The 15,272-nt window shown below is 71.9% G+C and carries 13 protein-coding genes; 7 read left to right on the top strand and 6 right to left on the bottom strand.

Annotation, left to right across the window (positions count from 1 at the left end; genetic code table 11):
* Window positions 1-213: 213 nt before the first annotated feature.
* The 3 genes from BKA10_RS15840 to BKA10_RS15830 are packed head-to-tail and all read left to right on the top strand — an operon-like array spanning window position 214 to window position 3,103.
* Window positions 214-1,218, top strand: coding sequence for a putative F420-0 ABC transporter substrate-binding protein (locus BKA10_RS15840; RefSeq protein WP_183500850.1), 1,005 nt, complete (start codon window positions 214-216; stop codon window positions 1,216-1,218).
* The gene (locus BKA10_RS15835) at window positions 1,215-2,276 is read left to right on the top strand and encodes a putative F420-0 ABC transporter permease subunit (protein ID WP_183500849.1); all 1,062 of its coding nucleotides are present in this window, start codon (window positions 1,215-1,217) and stop codon (window positions 2,274-2,276) included. The genes BKA10_RS15840 and BKA10_RS15835 overlap by 4 nt, the downstream gene beginning before the upstream one ends.
* A complete protein-coding gene (locus BKA10_RS15830; protein WP_183500848.1) occupies window positions 2,273-3,103 on the top strand; it encodes an ABC transporter ATP-binding protein in 831 nt (276 codons plus the stop codon). Before BKA10_RS15835 ends, BKA10_RS15830 begins: the two co-directional genes overlap by 4 nt.
* Before the next feature lie 261 nt (window positions 3,104-3,364).
* Here BKA10_RS15830 and BKA10_RS15825 read toward each other — a convergent pair whose 3' ends face one another.
* Window positions 3,365-4,114, bottom strand: coding sequence for a winged helix-turn-helix transcriptional regulator (locus tag BKA10_RS15825; RefSeq protein ID WP_248199155.1), 750 nt, complete (start codon window positions 4,112-4,114; stop codon window positions 3,365-3,367).
* 68 nt (window positions 4,115-4,182) lie between these two features.
* On the opposite strand from BKA10_RS15825, the gene BKA10_RS15820 reads away from it, so the two are divergent.
* Window positions 4,183-5,316, top strand: a complete 1,134-nt coding sequence (locus tag BKA10_RS15820) for an acyl-CoA dehydrogenase family protein (protein WP_183500847.1) — start codon at window positions 4,183-4,185, stop codon at window positions 5,314-5,316.
* Window positions 5,317-5,389: 73 nt separating this feature from the next.
* On the opposite strand, the gene fgd is transcribed toward BKA10_RS15820, so the two are convergent.
* Genes fgd through BKA10_RS15805 form a run of 3 tightly spaced genes read right to left on the bottom strand, consistent with a single transcriptional unit; the run spans window position 5,390 to window position 8,231 of the window.
* Window positions 5,390-6,406, bottom strand: coding sequence for a glucose-6-phosphate dehydrogenase (coenzyme-F420) (gene fgd, locus BKA10_RS15815; RefSeq protein WP_206686713.1), 1,017 nt, complete (start codon window positions 6,404-6,406; stop codon window positions 5,390-5,392).
* Window positions 6,407-6,448: 42 nt separating this feature from the next.
* Window positions 6,449-7,234 (bottom strand): coenzyme F420-0:L-glutamate ligase, encoded by a 786-nt coding sequence (cofE, locus tag BKA10_RS15810; RefSeq protein ID WP_183500845.1) that lies wholly within the window; start codon window positions 7,232-7,234, stop codon window positions 6,449-6,451.
* Between the two features lie 4 nt (window positions 7,235-7,238).
* Complete coding sequence (locus tag BKA10_RS15805; RefSeq protein WP_183500844.1) at window positions 7,239-8,231, bottom strand: TIGR03557 family F420-dependent LLM class oxidoreductase; 993 nt, start codon at window positions 8,229-8,231, stop codon at window positions 7,239-7,241.
* Between the two features lie 262 nt (window positions 8,232-8,493).
* Here BKA10_RS15805 and BKA10_RS15800 point away from each other — a divergent pair, with 262 nt between their 5' ends.
* The 3 genes from BKA10_RS15800 to BKA10_RS15790 are packed head-to-tail and all read left to right on the top strand — an operon-like array spanning window position 8,494 to window position 14,434.
* Entirely contained in the window at window positions 8,494-9,150 is a 657-nt protein-coding gene (locus BKA10_RS15800; RefSeq protein WP_183500843.1) for a hypothetical protein, read from the top strand.
* Window positions 9,147-13,085 carry a Pls/PosA family non-ribosomal peptide synthetase gene (locus tag BKA10_RS15795; RefSeq protein ID WP_248199162.1) on the top strand — a complete coding sequence of 1,313 codons (3,939 nt, stop codon included), beginning with the start codon at window positions 9,147-9,149 and terminating at the stop codon, window positions 13,083-13,085. The genes BKA10_RS15800 and BKA10_RS15795 overlap by 4 nt, the downstream gene beginning before the upstream one ends.
* Window positions 13,085-14,434, top strand: coding sequence for a M1 family metallopeptidase (locus BKA10_RS15790; protein ID WP_183500842.1), 1,350 nt, complete (start codon window positions 13,085-13,087; stop codon window positions 14,432-14,434). Before BKA10_RS15795 ends, BKA10_RS15790 begins: the two co-directional genes overlap by 1 nt.
* On the opposite strand, the gene BKA10_RS15785 is transcribed toward BKA10_RS15790, so the two are convergent.
* On the bottom strand, window positions 14,394-14,951 hold the full coding sequence (locus BKA10_RS15785) for a 4'-phosphopantetheinyl transferase family protein (protein WP_183500841.1): 558 nt from the start codon (window positions 14,949-14,951) through the stop codon (window positions 14,394-14,396). The two genes, BKA10_RS15790 and BKA10_RS15785, sit on opposite strands and share 41 nt — an antisense overlap.
* Before the next feature lie 51 nt (window positions 14,952-15,002).
* Window positions 15,003-15,209 (bottom strand): three-helix bundle dimerization domain-containing protein, encoded by a 207-nt coding sequence (locus BKA10_RS15780; protein ID WP_183500840.1) that lies wholly within the window; start codon window positions 15,207-15,209, stop codon window positions 15,003-15,005.
* Window positions 15,210-15,272 lie beyond the last annotated feature (63 nt).

The following is a 15,272-nucleotide window of genomic DNA, read 5'->3' as shown; positions in this document are numbered from 1 at the left end:
GCAAGACCTCGGCGTTCTGCAGCTCACGCCGGTGGAACGCGCATCGGGCGGGTTCGGCGAGAGCAAGGGGCTCGAACCGGGTGAATTCGCTCGCTGCGTCATGGCACCGTGGCCCTTCAGTAGACTGACGCCACACCCGCCCTTCTTGGCGGGACCCCCGGCCGTGACCTTGGCCGCTTGTCATTCGTCTGTCGACTTGCGCCCAGGAGCCTCATGCCCGCGTTCCCCCGCCGATTCCCGGCATCCGCTTTCGCCGTTCTCGCCGCGTTCGCCCTCGCCGGCTGCACTGCCGCCGACGCCGCGCCACCGGCATCCACCCCCACCGAGGCACCCGCATACGCGTACCCGCTGACGATCGACAACTGCGGCACGTCGATCACCTTCGATGCGGCACCCGAGCGGGTGCTGGCGATCAAGTCGACCTCGATCGAGATGGTGCTCGCGCTCGGCCTCGAAGACACGCTGATCGGCACCGCGTTCTCGGACGGCGAGCCTTCGCCCGAGTGGGCCGACCGCGCCGCCGGCGTTCCGGTCATCTCCGACAAGGTGCCCGGTCAGGAGGCGACGCTCGACCTCGAACCCGACCTCGTCTACGCCGGGTGGGAGTCGAACGTGACCGCCGACGGCGCGGGCGACCGCGAGACGCTCGCCACCCTCGGGGTCGACACCTATGTGAGCCCGTCGGCCTGCCAGGAGCCGGAGTACCAGCCGAACCCGCTGTCGTTCGACGACGTGTTCGCCGACATCGCCGAGATGGGGGCGATCTTCGACGTACCCGACCGGGCGACGGCGCTGATCGATGCGCAGCGCGCGGCACTCGACGCGCTGACGCCCGACGGTCGAGGCCTCACCGCCCTCTGGTACAGCTCGGGCAGCGACACCCCGTTCGTGGGCGCGGGCATCGGTGCTCCGCAGATGATGCTGGATGCCACGGGCCTCACCAACATCGCCGCCGACATCGACGAGACGTGGTCGAGCCTGAGCTGGGAGGCCGTCGTCGACGCGAACCCCGACGTCATCGTGCTCGTGGATTCGGCGTGGGGCTCGACCGAGAAGAAGATCGGCGTGCTCGAGGCCAACCCGGCCACCGCCGCGCTGCCCGCCGTCGTGGAGGGCCGCTACCTCGTCGTGCCGTTCCCCGCGGCCGAAGCCGGCGTGCGCAACGTCGAGGCGGTCCAGTCCCTGCTCACGCAGCTGGAGGAGCTCGATCTGCCGTGACCGTCCTCGCCCCCGCACCGCCTGCAGCCCCGGCCTCGTCGCCGCGGTGGCGCGGTGTGCGCACCGGCGCATGGGCGGTCGTCCTCGTCGTCGCTCTCGCGGTGTCGATCGTGGTGAGCGTGACGCTGGGCCCCGCCGAGCTGTCGGCCGATGATGTGTGGGGCACGATCCTCGCGCACCTGGGCCTGGGTGAATCGGCGCTGTCGCCCCTGCGCGATGGAATCGTCTGGGAACTGCGGATGCCGCGGGTCCTCGCCGCGGCGGCGGTCGGAGCCGGGCTGGCGCTGTGCGGCGCGATCATGCAGGCGGTGCTCCGCAACCCGCTCGCCGACCCCTATCTGCTCGGCCTGTCCTCGGGCGCCTCGTTCGGGGCCGTCACGGTCATCGTGCTGGGCTTCACCGTGGCCCTGCCGATCGCCGCGTTCGCGGGGGCGCTCGCCGCCCTCGTCGCCACCCTTGCCCTCGCCGGCGCCGTCGGGCGCATCACCTCGTCGCGCACGATCCTGGCCGGCATCGCCGTGTCGGCCGTGCTCGGGGCGCTGACGAGTCTCGTCATCTTCTGGAGCGCGACCGGCGACAGCTACCGCGAGATCCTCAGCTGGCTGCTCGGCTCGCTCGCCGGCGTCACGTGGCCGACCGCGGTCATCGCGCTGGTCGCGATCGCCGTCATCGGCCTGCCGCTGCTGGCCAGTGCGGGCGCGCTCGACGCGTTCGCGTTCGGAGATCGCGCCGCCGCTTCGCTGGGGATCGCGGTCGGACGCACCCGCTGGGTGCTGCTGGGCGCCACCGCGCTGCTCACCGGATGCCTGGTGGCGGTGAGCGGCTCGATCGGATTCATCGGGCTCGTCGTGCCCCACGCCGTCCGGCTGCTCGTCGGCGCGCGCCACCGCGCCCTGCTGCCGCTGTCGCTGCTCACCGGGGCGATCTTCCTGGTGTGGGCCGACACCCTCGCCCGCACGCTGTTCGACCCGCGCGAACTGCCCGTCGGCGTCGTCACCGCCCTCATCGGCGCACCGCTGTTCGCCGTCCTGCTGCTGCGCTCCCGGAGAATCTCATGACCGTGCTGCGCGCCAGCGCCGTCTCGTTCGCGCACAACGGGCGGATGATCATCGACGGCATAGACTGCAGCGTCGAGGCGGGATCGCTCACCGCCCTGGTCGGCCCCAACGGCGCCGGCAAGTCGACCCTGCTGCACCTCATCGCCGCCGTCGAGGTGCCCCAGTCCGGTGCCATCGCGTTCGGAGGAACCGACACCCGCGCGCTGCGGCGCCGCGACCGCGCCCGCTACAGCGCACTGGTCGAGCAGCAGGCCGAGACCGACCTCGATCTGGTCGCCGCCGATGTCGTCCTCCTCGGGCGCACCCCGCACATCCCCCTTCTGGGCAGTCCCGGCGCGCACGACACCGAGATCGCGCGTGCCGCTCTCGAGAGGGTGGATGCCGGTGCCTTCGCCGATCGCCGGTTCCACGAGCTCTCGGGAGGTGAGCGCCAGCGCGTGCTGCTGGCGCGCGCCCTCGCGCAAGAACCCACGCTGCTGCTCGCCGACGAGCCGACCAACCACCTCGACATCCGCGCTCAGCTGCACACGCTGTCGCTGCTGCGCGCGCTGGCCGACAGCGGCATCGCGGTGCTCGCGGCCCTGCACGACCTGACCCTCGCAGCGCGCTACGCCGATCAGGTCATCGTGGTCGCCGAGGGTCGCGTCGTGGCATCCGGAGCCCCCTCGGAGACACTCACCGCGGAGCTCATCGAACTCGTCTACGGCGTCCGCGCCGACGTCGTCACCCACCCCGTCGACGGCACACCGCTCATCGCGTTCTCGCCGCTCGAGGGCAGTGCGCGGGCTGACTCCGCGGGGCCTCAGGTCGTGACGACCGGGCCCTGACACCACCCGCCGCTCGAGGCCTTCGGTGCCGGGCACTCCCGGCCAGGCCACTCCCCCGAATCGGGGTCACGTGTTGCCGCATCGCGCGCGCGGACACGACCACGAGCGACCACTATCCGAGCGCCGCCGTCGCGCACCCAGGCACTCCCCCGAATCGGGGTCACGTGTTGCCGCATCACGCACGCGGACGCGCCCACAAGCGACCCCTATCCGAGCGCCGCCGTCGCGCACCCAGCCACTCCCCGATCCGGCGCGGGTCGTTCACCCGGCCAGCGCCGCGCGCGCTGCCCGCTCGGCCCGTTCGTAGGTGACGTCCACGAACGGGCTCCACGAGAACCACGAGGGCAGCGCGTGCACCAGGCGCGGCGACCCGTCGATCTCGATGCGGCCGTCGGCGACCGCCTCGGGCCAGCGGCGGTAGCCCTGGAACACGTCCGCGAGACTCCCGGTGGTCGAGGTGACGATCACGTCCACATCGAATCCGGGGTGCTGCAGGCAGACCGAGGCCTCGCCGTGGTCGAGCACGAGCCAGTAGGTGTCGCGCTGCGGCGCGGTGTGCCGGAACTCGACGACCACGCGGTGGGGCGGGAACCGCTCGGGGTTGACCCGCCGATGCATCCACCAGGTGAGGGTGAGCGAGTCGACGTCGTGCGGCCGCAGCTCTTCGAAGAGCCACTCGATCGCCCAGCGACCCAGGCCCAGGATGACCCCCTGGAGGTCCTGTCCCGCGGGCGTGAGGTGATACTCATGGCCCTTGCCCGTCGGCGACGGCCACGTCTCGACCACGCCGCGGCTCTCCAGGTGCCGCAGCCGCTGCACGAGCAGCGACCGCGAGATGCCGGGAAGCCCGCGGGCGATGTCGTTGAAGCGGGTGTTGCCGATGATCATCTCGCGCAGGATCAGGGGCGTCCATCGATCTGCGACGATCTCGCTGCCCAGCGCGATCGGACAGTAACTGCCGTAGTCGGCCATGCCCCATGGTCCCACCGCGATCGCCGCCTGGGTAGTCACGAATCTGTACCAGCCGAGTCCGATCCGTGCACTGGGGGCGGTGGGCGGATGCCGGGATCGTGAACTCCATGGACACACTCGAAGAAACCCTGACCCTGCAAGAACGCGCCTCGCTGATCGGGCCGGTGCTCGCCGAGCACGCCGCACGCCACGACGCCGACGGCACCTTCGTCGAAGAGGGCCTCGCCGCGATGCGCGACGCGGGACTGCTGAAAGCGGCCGTTCCGGTCGAGCTCGGCGGCGACGGCGCCACCGTGGCCGAACTCGCCGCGCTGCAGCGGGAGCTCGCCCACCACTGCGGCTCGACGGCGCTGGCGACCGCGATGCACCAGCACGTCGTGCGCTTCACCACGTGGCGCTACCGGCGCGGCCTGCCCGGCGCCGAGGCCACGCTGCGCCGCGTCGCAGACGACGGTGTTCTGCTCGTGTCCACCGGAGGTGACGACTTCACCCGGCCCAACGGCACCGCGGTGCCGGTCGAGGGCGGCTATCGCGTCTCGGGCACGAAGCGATTTGCGAGCCTCTCCCCGGCCGGCACCGTGATGTCGACGATGTTCACGGTCGACGACCTCGAGCGCGGCCGACGGGTGATCAATGTCGCCGTGCCGTTCGCGGCTCCGGGCGTTCACGTGGCCGACAACTGGAACACGCTGGGCATGCGCGGCACCGCGAGCAACAACATCGATCTGACCGACGTGTTCGTCCCGGCGCAGGCGGTGCTCGCCGATCGGCCCTGGGGCGTCATCGATGCGCCGCTGCAGGTGATCGCGAGCATCGGCTTCTCGGTCATCGCCGCCGTCTACCTCGGCGTCGCCGAGTCGGCGTACGCTGCGGCGGTCGCGGGGGTCGCCGGCACGGCTGATGATCCCCTCGTCCAGCGACAGGTCGGCGAGATGAGCCAGCGGCTGCGCGTCGCATCCTGGGCTCTCGACGGCGCGCTGCGGCTCGTGGGAGACGACCCGCAGCCGTCGATCGAGACGTTCGCGGCCGTGATGGCGGCGAAAGCAGAGATCGCCCGCACGGGGGTGGCGGTGACGGATGCCGCGATGGCGCTGGCCGGGGGCCGCGCCTACTTCAAAGGGTCGATCATCGAGCGGGCCTACCGCGATGTGCGCGCCGCGGCATTCCATCCGCTGACGCCCGAGGAGACCCTCATGCACGCCGGTCGGCTCGCACTGGGTCTCGACGCCGACCGGCGCTGACGACTGCCGCACACGGGACGGATGCCGGCAGTCGTCCACGGCGCGGTCGGCGCGGTCGGCGCGAGCGGTGCGCCTACAGCGCGCGCAGCCGCGGGGCCAGGTCGCGTGCGAAGAGGGTCATGAAGCGCTCCTGGTCGTGGCCGGGGGCGTGGAAGACGAGGTGGGTGAAGCCCCAGTCCACATAATCCTTGATCTGCGCGACCACGGCATCCGGATCCGTCCCGATGATCCACCGCTTCGCCACCTGCTCGATGGGCAGCGCGTCGGCGGCCTGCTCCATCTGGATCGGGTCGGTGATGTCGTGCTTCTGCTCCTTCGACAGCGACAGCGGCGCCCAGAACCTGGTGTTCTCCAGCGCCGCCTCGGTGGTCTCCTCATACGACAGCTTGATCTCGATCATCCGGTCGATCTGCGCGAAGTCGCGGCCGGCTGCCGCGGCGCCCTCCTTGACCGCGGGGACCAGCTTGTCGACATACAGCTCCCGGCCCTTGCCCGACGTGCAGATGAACCCGTCACCGGCCCGGCCGGCGTACTTCGCCACCAGCGGGCCGCCTGCGGCGATGTAGACCGGGATGCCGCCTTCGGGGACGTCGTAGATGGATGCCTCGTGCGTGGAGTAGTAGTCCCCCTCGAACGAGACGCGGTCCCCGGTCCACAGCGCCCGCATCAGCCGCACCGCTTCCCGCAGCCGCGCGAACCGGTCCTTGAACTCCGGCCACTCCTGCTCGCCCGCACCCTGGAACCCGGTCGCGATCTCGTTGAGCGCCTCACCGGTGCCCACCCCCAGGAACACGCGGTCGGGGTTCAGCATCCCGAGGGTCGCGAACGCCTGCGCGATCACCGCCGGGTTGTACCGGAACGTGGGGGTCATCACACTCGTCCCGATCCGGATCCGGCTCGTCCGCTCCCCCACCGCCGCCGCCCACGCCAGCGAGAACGGCGCATGCCCGCCGGTGTACCGCCACGGCTGGAAGTGGTCGCTCACCGCCACCGACTCGAACCCGTGCCCCTCCGCGGCCACCGCGATCTCGACCAGCTCCCGCGGCCCGAACTGCTCCGCCGAAGCCTTGTAACCCAACGTCAATGCCATGATCATCTCCCTCACATCGAGGCGGCGCGACCGCCGCGCACGTCACCTCGACGCGGCGAGTCCCGCCGCGTATCCCTCGTCGAAACCCTCCCGGTGCGCCTCGTCGGCGCCCAGGTGGAACATGTCCTTCTCTGCCGGTCGCACGATGCTCGCCGCCCCCGGGAGCGTCAGCGGTCCCACGAGCCGCCCCATGCCGCGCACGATGGCGACCGGGCACCCGCTCAGCTTGCCCTTGACCAGATCGCCCGCGGCGGCCAGTTCGTCGGCCACGCACGGGAGCGTCACGACCAGAGGTTTGCCGGCGCTGTCGACGCGGCCCTGCATCCGATCGAACACCTCGACGCCCGCGGCGCCGATCGCCACGTCGGTCTGTCCGTCCCGCCACGGCCGGCCGAGCGTGTCACTCACGATGACGCCGATGTCGGCACCGGACCGGCGGCGCAGTTCGCCTGCGAGCGCCCGAGCTGACGCGTCGGGGTCGAGCGGCAGCAGCAGGATCGTCCCGGGCTCGGCGTTGGATGCGTCGACCCCCGCCGCGGCGCCCACGATGCCGAGCCGGTTCTGCACGATCCGGGTCACCCCGCCGTCGCCGCGCGGACGGGTCGCGACCACCCGGACCGTCTCCGCACTGATCGCAGCCTCGCGGTCGTCTGCCTGCACCGTGCGACCCTCGGCCTTCGAGACGATCTTCGAGGTCACCACGAGGATGTCGCCGTCCACGAGCGGTTCAGCGGTGCGCTCGACGGCGTCGAGGATCAGCACGGCGAGGTCGGCGCCGGCGCGCACCTCCGGCATCCCGGGCAGGGCCCACACGCTCAGCTTCTCCATGTGCTCATTTCGTCAGGTGCGGGAGGACGTCGCGGGTGAAGACGTCGATCCATGCGTCTTGATTGCGTCCGACGTTGTGCACGTGCACCGTGTCGAACCCGAGATCGAGCAGGGCCTGCAGGTGCGCGCGGTGCACGTCGAGGTCGGCCGACACCGGGATGCGGGCACGGATGTCGTCGATGGTGACCGACCGGGCGAGCTGGTCGACGTCGAACGGCGACCGGATGTCGCCGCGCGGGAAACGCAGCCCCGCCATCGGCCACTCCCGCAGCGCCTGCTGCTCGGCGGCCGCGTCTGTGGGCGCCCACGACACCTGCGCGTGCACCGTCGCCGTCGCCTGCGTGCGGCCGGTGTCCCGGGAGCCGTCGCGGAACGCGGCCAGCAGTGCGGCCATCCGCGTGGCGGGGCCGGCCTGCACCACGATCCCATCGCCGCCGCGCCCGGCGCGACGGGCCGTCACCGGCCCACCCGCCCACACCTGAAGCGGTGGAGCAGCATCGGGCATCGTCCAGATCCGCGCGGTCTCCAGCCGGAAATGCTCCCCCGCGTGCCGGACGTCGTTGCCCTTGACCGAGCCCGCGAACAGTTTGCGGATCACATCGGTCGCCTCGAACAGCCGCGCCGCCCGCTCCGGGGCCTCGGGCCAGTAGCCGCCCACGACATGCTCGTCGATCGCGTCGCCGGCCGACAGCACGAGCCGATGCCGGCCGGGATACAGCGCGGCGACCGTCGCGCTGGCCTGCGCCACCGCCGCGGGGTGCATCCGGAACCCCGCCACCGCCGAGGCCGTCAGCAGCCCGGCAGTCTGCTGCCCGATGGCCCCGAGCACCGTCCACACGAACGGCGCGTTCCCTTGACTGGGCAACCACGGCTGAAACCTGTCGGCCACCACCATCCCCGCGAACCCGGCCCGGTCGGCGAGCGCCGCCAGCCGAACCGCCTCCGCCGGCTCGAACTGCTCCAGCGCGGCGACGAAGTGGATCTCGGGGCTCGTCATGCCGCGTACGACCTGCACCCCGCCGTGAGCTTGTCGTAGACGCGTTCAGCGCGGCGCGCGACGTCGATCATGCGCGGCTGTGGGCGATCGAGGGACACGTGCATACCCTAACGAACGGCGACGGACCGACGCACGCCGGCGACACGCTCCCCATGGCCCGAGATCGTTCGTCATGGCCCCGCCTTCCGTTCTTCTTCGCCCTGTACGCTTTCTGCCCTGACCGCGTCCCTGTTCATGGATGCGGATGACGGAAGGGTCCACGATGGCGAAGAAGACGAAGGCCGAACTGCGCGCGGAGTCGGCGATCGAGGCTGCGGCCGCTGCCGCGAAGGATGCCAAGAAGCTGAGCAGGTCGTTGCCGAAGAAGGATGCCACGAAGCTGCGCGAACTCGCCGGCGATGCCAAGGACGCGGCGAAGGTTTCGAAGAAGAAGCTCGCGCGCAAGCCCGCCAAGGTCGAGAAGAGGGCCACGGCCGCCGCCCAGCGCGTCACCAAGGCCGTCGCCACACTCAAGCCGAAGGCCGACAAGCCGAAGGCCGACAAGCCGAAGGCCGACAAGCCGAAGGCCGACAAGCCGAAGGCGGACAAGCCGAAGGCCGACAAGCCGAAGGCGGACAAGCCGAAGGCGGACAAGAAGGCCGCGTCGACGAAGTCTGCGGCCAAGGTTGCTGCCCCGCCGGCGACCGTCGTGAAGCCGACCACCGCGCAGGCACCCGTGACCCGGCGCGCTGCCACCGCCACGGCACCCGCAACCGGCGCCGCGAAGCCCGCAGCACCGGCCGCAGCACATGCAGGCACCGGCACAGGCGAGCTCGCGTCCCTCACCGTCGCCGAGCTCCGCGCCCGCGCCCGCGCCGCGGGCCGCACCGGCTACTCCCGGCTCAGCAAGGCCGCGCTGGTCGAGCTGCTGTCTGCGTGATCGACGCGGCCGTGCAGCAGATCTTCGACCGCCGCGGCGAGGCACCGGCGCCGCGCACCCTCATCGACATCCTGCACGCCGCCGCGAAGCGGTACCCCGAAGCGTCCGCGCTCGAAGACGCCGACGGGGCGCTGAGCTATGCCGAGCTGCTCGCCCGGGTGTGGCAGATGGCGGCGCGGCTGCACGAGCACGGCGTCGCACGCGGCGACCGGGTCGGCGTGCGCATGCCGTCCGGCGATCGCGAGCTGTACGTGGCGATCCTCGGGATCATGGCGGCCGGCGCCGCCTACGTACCCGTCGACGCCGACGACCCGCAGGAGCGCGCCGACCTGGTCTTCACCGAGGCCGGGGTGCGCGGCGTGGTGACAGCGCACGGCGTCTACCGCCCGACCGCTCCGCTCACCGCAGCCAGGCCGGCTGGCCTGTTCGACGGCGACGATCCGCATCCCAGTTCGAGCGCGACCCCGATCGTGCCACCGCCGACCATCGACGACGACGCCTGGATCATCTTCACCTCGGGGTCGACCGGCGTGCCGAAGGGCGTCGCGGTGTCGCACCGGTCGGCGGCGGCGTTCGTCGACGCCGAGGCCCGGATGTTCCTGCCCGACGACCCGCTCCGCCCGGGCGACCGCGTGCTGGCGGGCCTGTCCGTCGCCTTCGACGCGTCGTGCGAAGAGATGTGGCTGGCGTGGCGGCACGGCGCGTGCCTCGTGCCCGCGCCCCGCGCTCTGGTCCGGTCGGGCGAAGACCTCGGGCCCTGGCTGGTCGGCCACTCCATCACCGTCGTCTCGACCGTGCCGACCCTGGCGGCGCTGTGGCCGGCCGACGCGATCGAGAACGTCCGGCTGCTGATCTTCGGCGGCGAGGCCTGCCCGCCCGAGCTGGTCGCCCGGCTCGTCGGCGACGGCCGCGAGCTGTGGAACACCTACGGACCGACCGAGGCGACGGTCGTCGCCTGCGCCGCCCTCATGACCGGCGACGGGCCGGTGCGGATCGGACTGCCCCTCGACGGCTGGGCGCTGGCCGTCGTCGACGGCGAGGGCCTGCCCGTCGCCGAGGGCGGGGTCGGCGAACTGATCATCGGCGGTGTCGGGCTGGCCCGCTACCTCGATCCGGCGAAGGATGCCGAGAAGTACGCGCCCATGCCGACCCTCGGCTGGGACCGCGCGTACCGCTCCGGCGACCTGGTGCGCGCGGATCCGGAGGGTCTGCTGTTCCAGGGTCGCGCCGACGATCAGGTCAAGATCGGCGGACGTCGCATCGAACTCGGCGAGGTCGAAGCAGCCCTGCAATCGCTCACGGCGGTGTCGGGCGCGACGGTCGCCGTGCAGAAGACCGAGGCCGGCGTGTCACTCCTGGTCGGCTATGTGGTGCCCGATGACGGCTTCGACCGGCAACAGGCTCGCGCGCAGCTGACGGAGATGCTGCCGGCTCCCCTGATCCCGCTGCTCGCCGTCATCGAAGACCTCCCGGTGCGCACCTCCGGAAAGGTCGACCGGGCCGCGCTCCCGTGGCCTCTGGTGGACACGGATGCCGGGGACTCCGGCCTGTCGGGTACGGCGGCGTGGCTGGCCGAGCAGTGGGTCGCCGTGCTGGGCGCGCGCCCCGCCGACGAGGACGAGGACTTCTTCCAGTTCGGCGGCGGGTCGCTCGCCGCTGCCCAGCTGGTGTCACGGATCCGGACCCGGGCTCCCGAGTTCACCATGGCCGACGTCTATGACCTCCCGCGCCTGCGTCAGATGGCCGATGCCGTCGAGGACGAAGCCTCCGGCGACGACACACCGGCATCCTTCTCCACCGCGCACCCCACCCCGAGGCGCATGCAGTGGGTGCAGACGCTCGCCGGCATCCCCCTGTTCATCCTCAGCGGTGCCCGCTGGATCACCTGGCTGCTCACCGCGAGCTGGCTGCTGCGGCTGGTGCCGGGCTTCGAGTTCCTGCCGGACCCGCCGCCGTGGGCGGTGCTGGCGGGTCTCGTGGTGTTCGTGACGCCGTTCGGCCGGATGGCGGTGTCGACCCTTGCCGCGCGCATCCTGCTGTCCGGGGTCAAGCCCGGCGACTACCCGCGGGGCGGCGGAGTGCACCTGAGACTGTGGCTTGCCGAGCAGGTCGCGCAGCAGGTCGACCCGGTGGGCCTCGCCGGTGCACCGTGGGTCGCGTACTACGCGCGCGCCCTCGGTGCGCGCATCGGCGCGGACGTCGACTTGCACACGCTGCCGCCGGTGACCGGCATGCTCGAGATCGGCGCGGGCGCGGCGATCGAACCCGAGGTGGATCTCACCGGCTACTGGATCGACGGCGACACTGTCCGCATCGGCGCCATCCGTATCGGCGCGGGGGCGACGATCGGCTCCCGCAGCACACTCGCTCCCGGCACCCGGATCGGCCGGGGTGCCGAGATCGCCCCGGGCTCGGCCGTGTTCGGCCGCGTGCGCGCAGGTCAGCGCTGGGCCGGGTCCCCCGCCGCCCGCGTCGGCGGGACGTCGACGCCGATGGCGTCCGATCGTCCCCCGGCCGGCCGGCGGTGGCTGTGGGCCTACGCGCTCTCCTCAGCGGTCCTGGGGCTGCTCCCCTTCGTGGCCATGGCCGTCGGCGCGCTCGTCCTGGCCGCGGGGGTGCGCGGTTCGGCCAGCCTGGCAGCCACGATCCCGGGCCTGCTGATCTGGCTCGTTCCGGCGACGCTGGTGACGGGCGTGGTGTTCGCCGGTGCGGTGCTGGTGCTCGTGCGCCTACTGGCGCTCGGGCTCGTGGCGGGCGTGCACCCGGTGCGCAGCCGCGTGGGCTGGCAGGCGTGGACGACCGAGCGTCTGCTCGACTCCTCCCGGACGATCCTGTTCCCCCTCTACTCGAGCCTGTTCACGCCCATCTGGCTGCGGATGCTCGGCGCCCGGGTCGGGCGTGAGGTCGAGGCGTCCACCGTGCTGCTCATCCCCTCGATGACGACGATCGACGACGGCGCATTCCTCGCCGACGACACGATGGTGGGCACGTATGAGCTCAGCGGCGGCTGGATGCGGGTCGGGCCCGCCCGCATCGGCAAGCGCGCGTTCCTGGGCAACTCCGGCACGGCGTCGGCCGGGCACCGCGTCCCGAAGGACGGCCTGGTCGCGGTGCTGTCGGTGGCCCCCGAGAAGTCGAAGCCCGGTTCGTCGTGGCTGGGATCGCCGGCCGTGCGTCTGCGCCGCGTCGTCAACGACTCGGACCTCGAGCGCACCTACCGGCCCCGCACCGGCCTGCGCGTGGCCCGCGCACTGTGGGAGCTGTGCCGGTTCGTCCCCGTCGTGGTCACCTGCGCACTGGGCCTCGCCGTCCTGGGAACGCTCGCGTGGCTGCTCGACACGTGGGGTCTCGCCGTCGCCGGGGCGCTGTCGGGCGGTGTCATGCTCGCCGCCGGCGCGGTGGCCGCCGGCATCACCACCGTGGCGAAGTGGGTGATCGTCGGCCCCATCCGGCCGGGCGAGCACCCGCTCTGGTCGAGCTTCGTGTGGCGCACCGAAGTGTCCGACACCTTCACCGAGATGGTCGCCGCGCCGTGGTTCGCCGGCGCCGCCGCCGGCACGCCGGCCCTCGCCGTCTGGCTGCGCTCACTGGGCGCCAAGGTGGGCCGCGGGGTGTGGACCGACAGCTACTGGCTGCCCGAGCCCGACCTCGTCACGCTCGGCGACGGCGCGACCGTCAACCGAGGATGTGTGGTTCAGACGCATCTGTTCCATGATCGAGTGATGAGCATCGACACCGTCACCCTGGAGGCCGGTGCCACCCTGGGCCCGCACAGCGTGATCCTCCCCGCGGCGGCGCTGGGTGCGAACGCGACCGTCGGCCCGGCATCCCTCGTCATGCGGGGTGAGGTCGTTCCCGTCGGCAGCCGCTGGAGCGGCAACCCGATCGGTCCGTGGCGGGCGGTGAAGGTCAGGGCCTATCAGGCGACCGAGTGATGACCGTCGATCCGTACACACCGCAGAGCGGCGACGCCGCGATCCAGGTGGAGCACTACGACCTCACGCTCGACTACAAGATGTCGACCAACCGGCTCGCCGCCACCGCCGTGCTGCGCATCCGGACCCTCGCCCCGACGCAGACCGTGCTGCTCGACCTCGTCGGGCTCAAGGTCAGCCGGGTGCGCGTGGCCCAGGACAGCCGCGCCGGCTTCCGCCAGACCGATCGGAAGGTCCGCATCGCACTCGGCGCCGCCGTCGAGGCCGGCACCGAGCTCACCGTCACGGTGACCTACGCCGGCGCGCCGCGGCCGCGCCGCACCCGCTGGGGACTGATCGGCTGGGAGGAGCTCGAGGACGGCATCATCGTGGCATCCCAGCCCACGGGAGCGGCGACCTGGTTCCCCTGCAACGACGTGCCCGTCGACAAGGCGACCTACCGCATCGAGATCGCCACCGACCCGGGCTACACGGTGGTGACCGGCGTCCCCGCGACAAAGAGCACCCGCAAGGGCAAGGCGGTGTGGGAGTTCCGGCTCGACGAACCCACTCCGACCTACCTCGTCACACTCCAGATCGGCAGGTACTTCCGCGAGACCGTCGACGTGGGCGACGCCACCGGGACCCTGTTCTACCCGCGCCCGCTCGCGGGCCGGGTGCACGCCGACTTCGCCGACCTGCCGCAGATGATGAACGTCTTCGAGGCGTCCTTCGGCCCCTACCCGCATCTCGGGTACACGGTCGTGGTCACCCCTGACGACCTCGAGATCCCCCTCGAAGCGCAGAGCATGGGCATCTTCGGCGCCAACCACATCGACGGCGAGGGCGGCCTCGAGCGGCTCGTCGCGCACGAGCTCGCCCACCAGTGGTTCGGCAACAGCGTCGGCCTCGCGCAGTGGAGAGACATCTGGCTGAACGAGGGGTTCGCGTGCTACGCGGAGTGGATCTGGGCCGAGGAGTCCGGCGGCCCCGCCGCGCACGTCAGCGCCGCCGAGCACTACGATCTGCTGACCCGGCTGCCCGAAGACCTGATCGTGGGCGACCCCGGTCCGGACGACATGTTCGACGACCGCATCTACAAGCGCGGCGCGCTCACGCTGCACGCGCTGCGGCTGACCGTCGGCGACGACGGGTTCTTCGCGCTGCTGCAGACGTGGACGGCGCGGTTCGGCGGGTCCACGGCCGAGACGGGCGACTTCCTCGACCTGGTCGAGGAGCTGTCCGGGTCGCGGCACGTCGACCTCTTCCAGTCCTGGCTGTTCGAGCATCCGCTGCCCGAATTGCCGGACGTGGGAGCGAAGAGCCGGGTCAGGACCCCGGCATCCACGCCGTCCCGATCGCGACGCTGATCACGAACCCCTCCGGCGCGGGCACCGGAACCACCTCGAACGACCCGCCGGCACCGGGTACCGTGGCGAGCCGGCCGTCGCCGAGGAGGACCCCGGGTGCGCCCGTGAAGACGACCCGATCGGGCGGAACGAGCAGTCCCCGCCCATCGGCCTTGAGCACCGCTTCGATCGCCGTCCATCCCCGCAGGTCCGGCGCCGGTCGCGGGGCGAACAGGCTCGCGAGTTCGCCGCTGTCGCGAGTGGATGCCGGAGCGGTGCGCTCGACGTCGACTCCCACTTCGGGGGCGACAGTCGCCGGCACCGCCGCCGCCGCGACGAGGCCGGCCGCGTAGCCGACGCTCAGCGCGAAGCGACCGGAGGGGTCGACCGGCCGGCCGTGGTCTCCGCCGCATACGGCGCACCGGCTGATCACCGTGAGCGACTCGGGGCCGCCGAGCTCGCGGGCGAGATCGGCCAGGAGCCGCCGCCCCGCGGCGAATCGCTCCGGCGGTGACGCATCTGTCCACCCGACCAGCACCGGGCCGCAGCGAGCCCGGGCCCTGGGCTGTCCGCCTGGCGACGGCAGCACTCAGGCGAGCTCGAGCTTGACGCGCTTCTTGACTTCGCGCTCGGCGAGCACCGGGACGAAGTCGCGCACTTTGGCCGAGCTCATCTCGGCTCGGACCTCGTTCACGATCGCCTCGATCCGCTCCGGCGGTACCTCGGCGTACTTCTTGGTGAGTCGCTCGAGGATCTCGGCGAACGCCGCGTTCTCGTCGATGCCGTGGCTGGCCATGGGAGCCTCCCGATGCGTGTCCGATGCGTACTCACATCGTCGCATCCCGCAGGGGCCCGGCAC

Origin of the sequence: Microbacterium invictum (genome assembly GCF_014197265.1) — a bacterium.
GTDB classification, from domain to species: Bacteria; Actinomycetota; Actinomycetes; order Actinomycetales; family Microbacteriaceae; genus Microbacterium; species Microbacterium invictum.
Note: the sequence above shows the minus strand (reverse complement) of the source record. Positions and strands in the feature narration are given on the sequence as shown.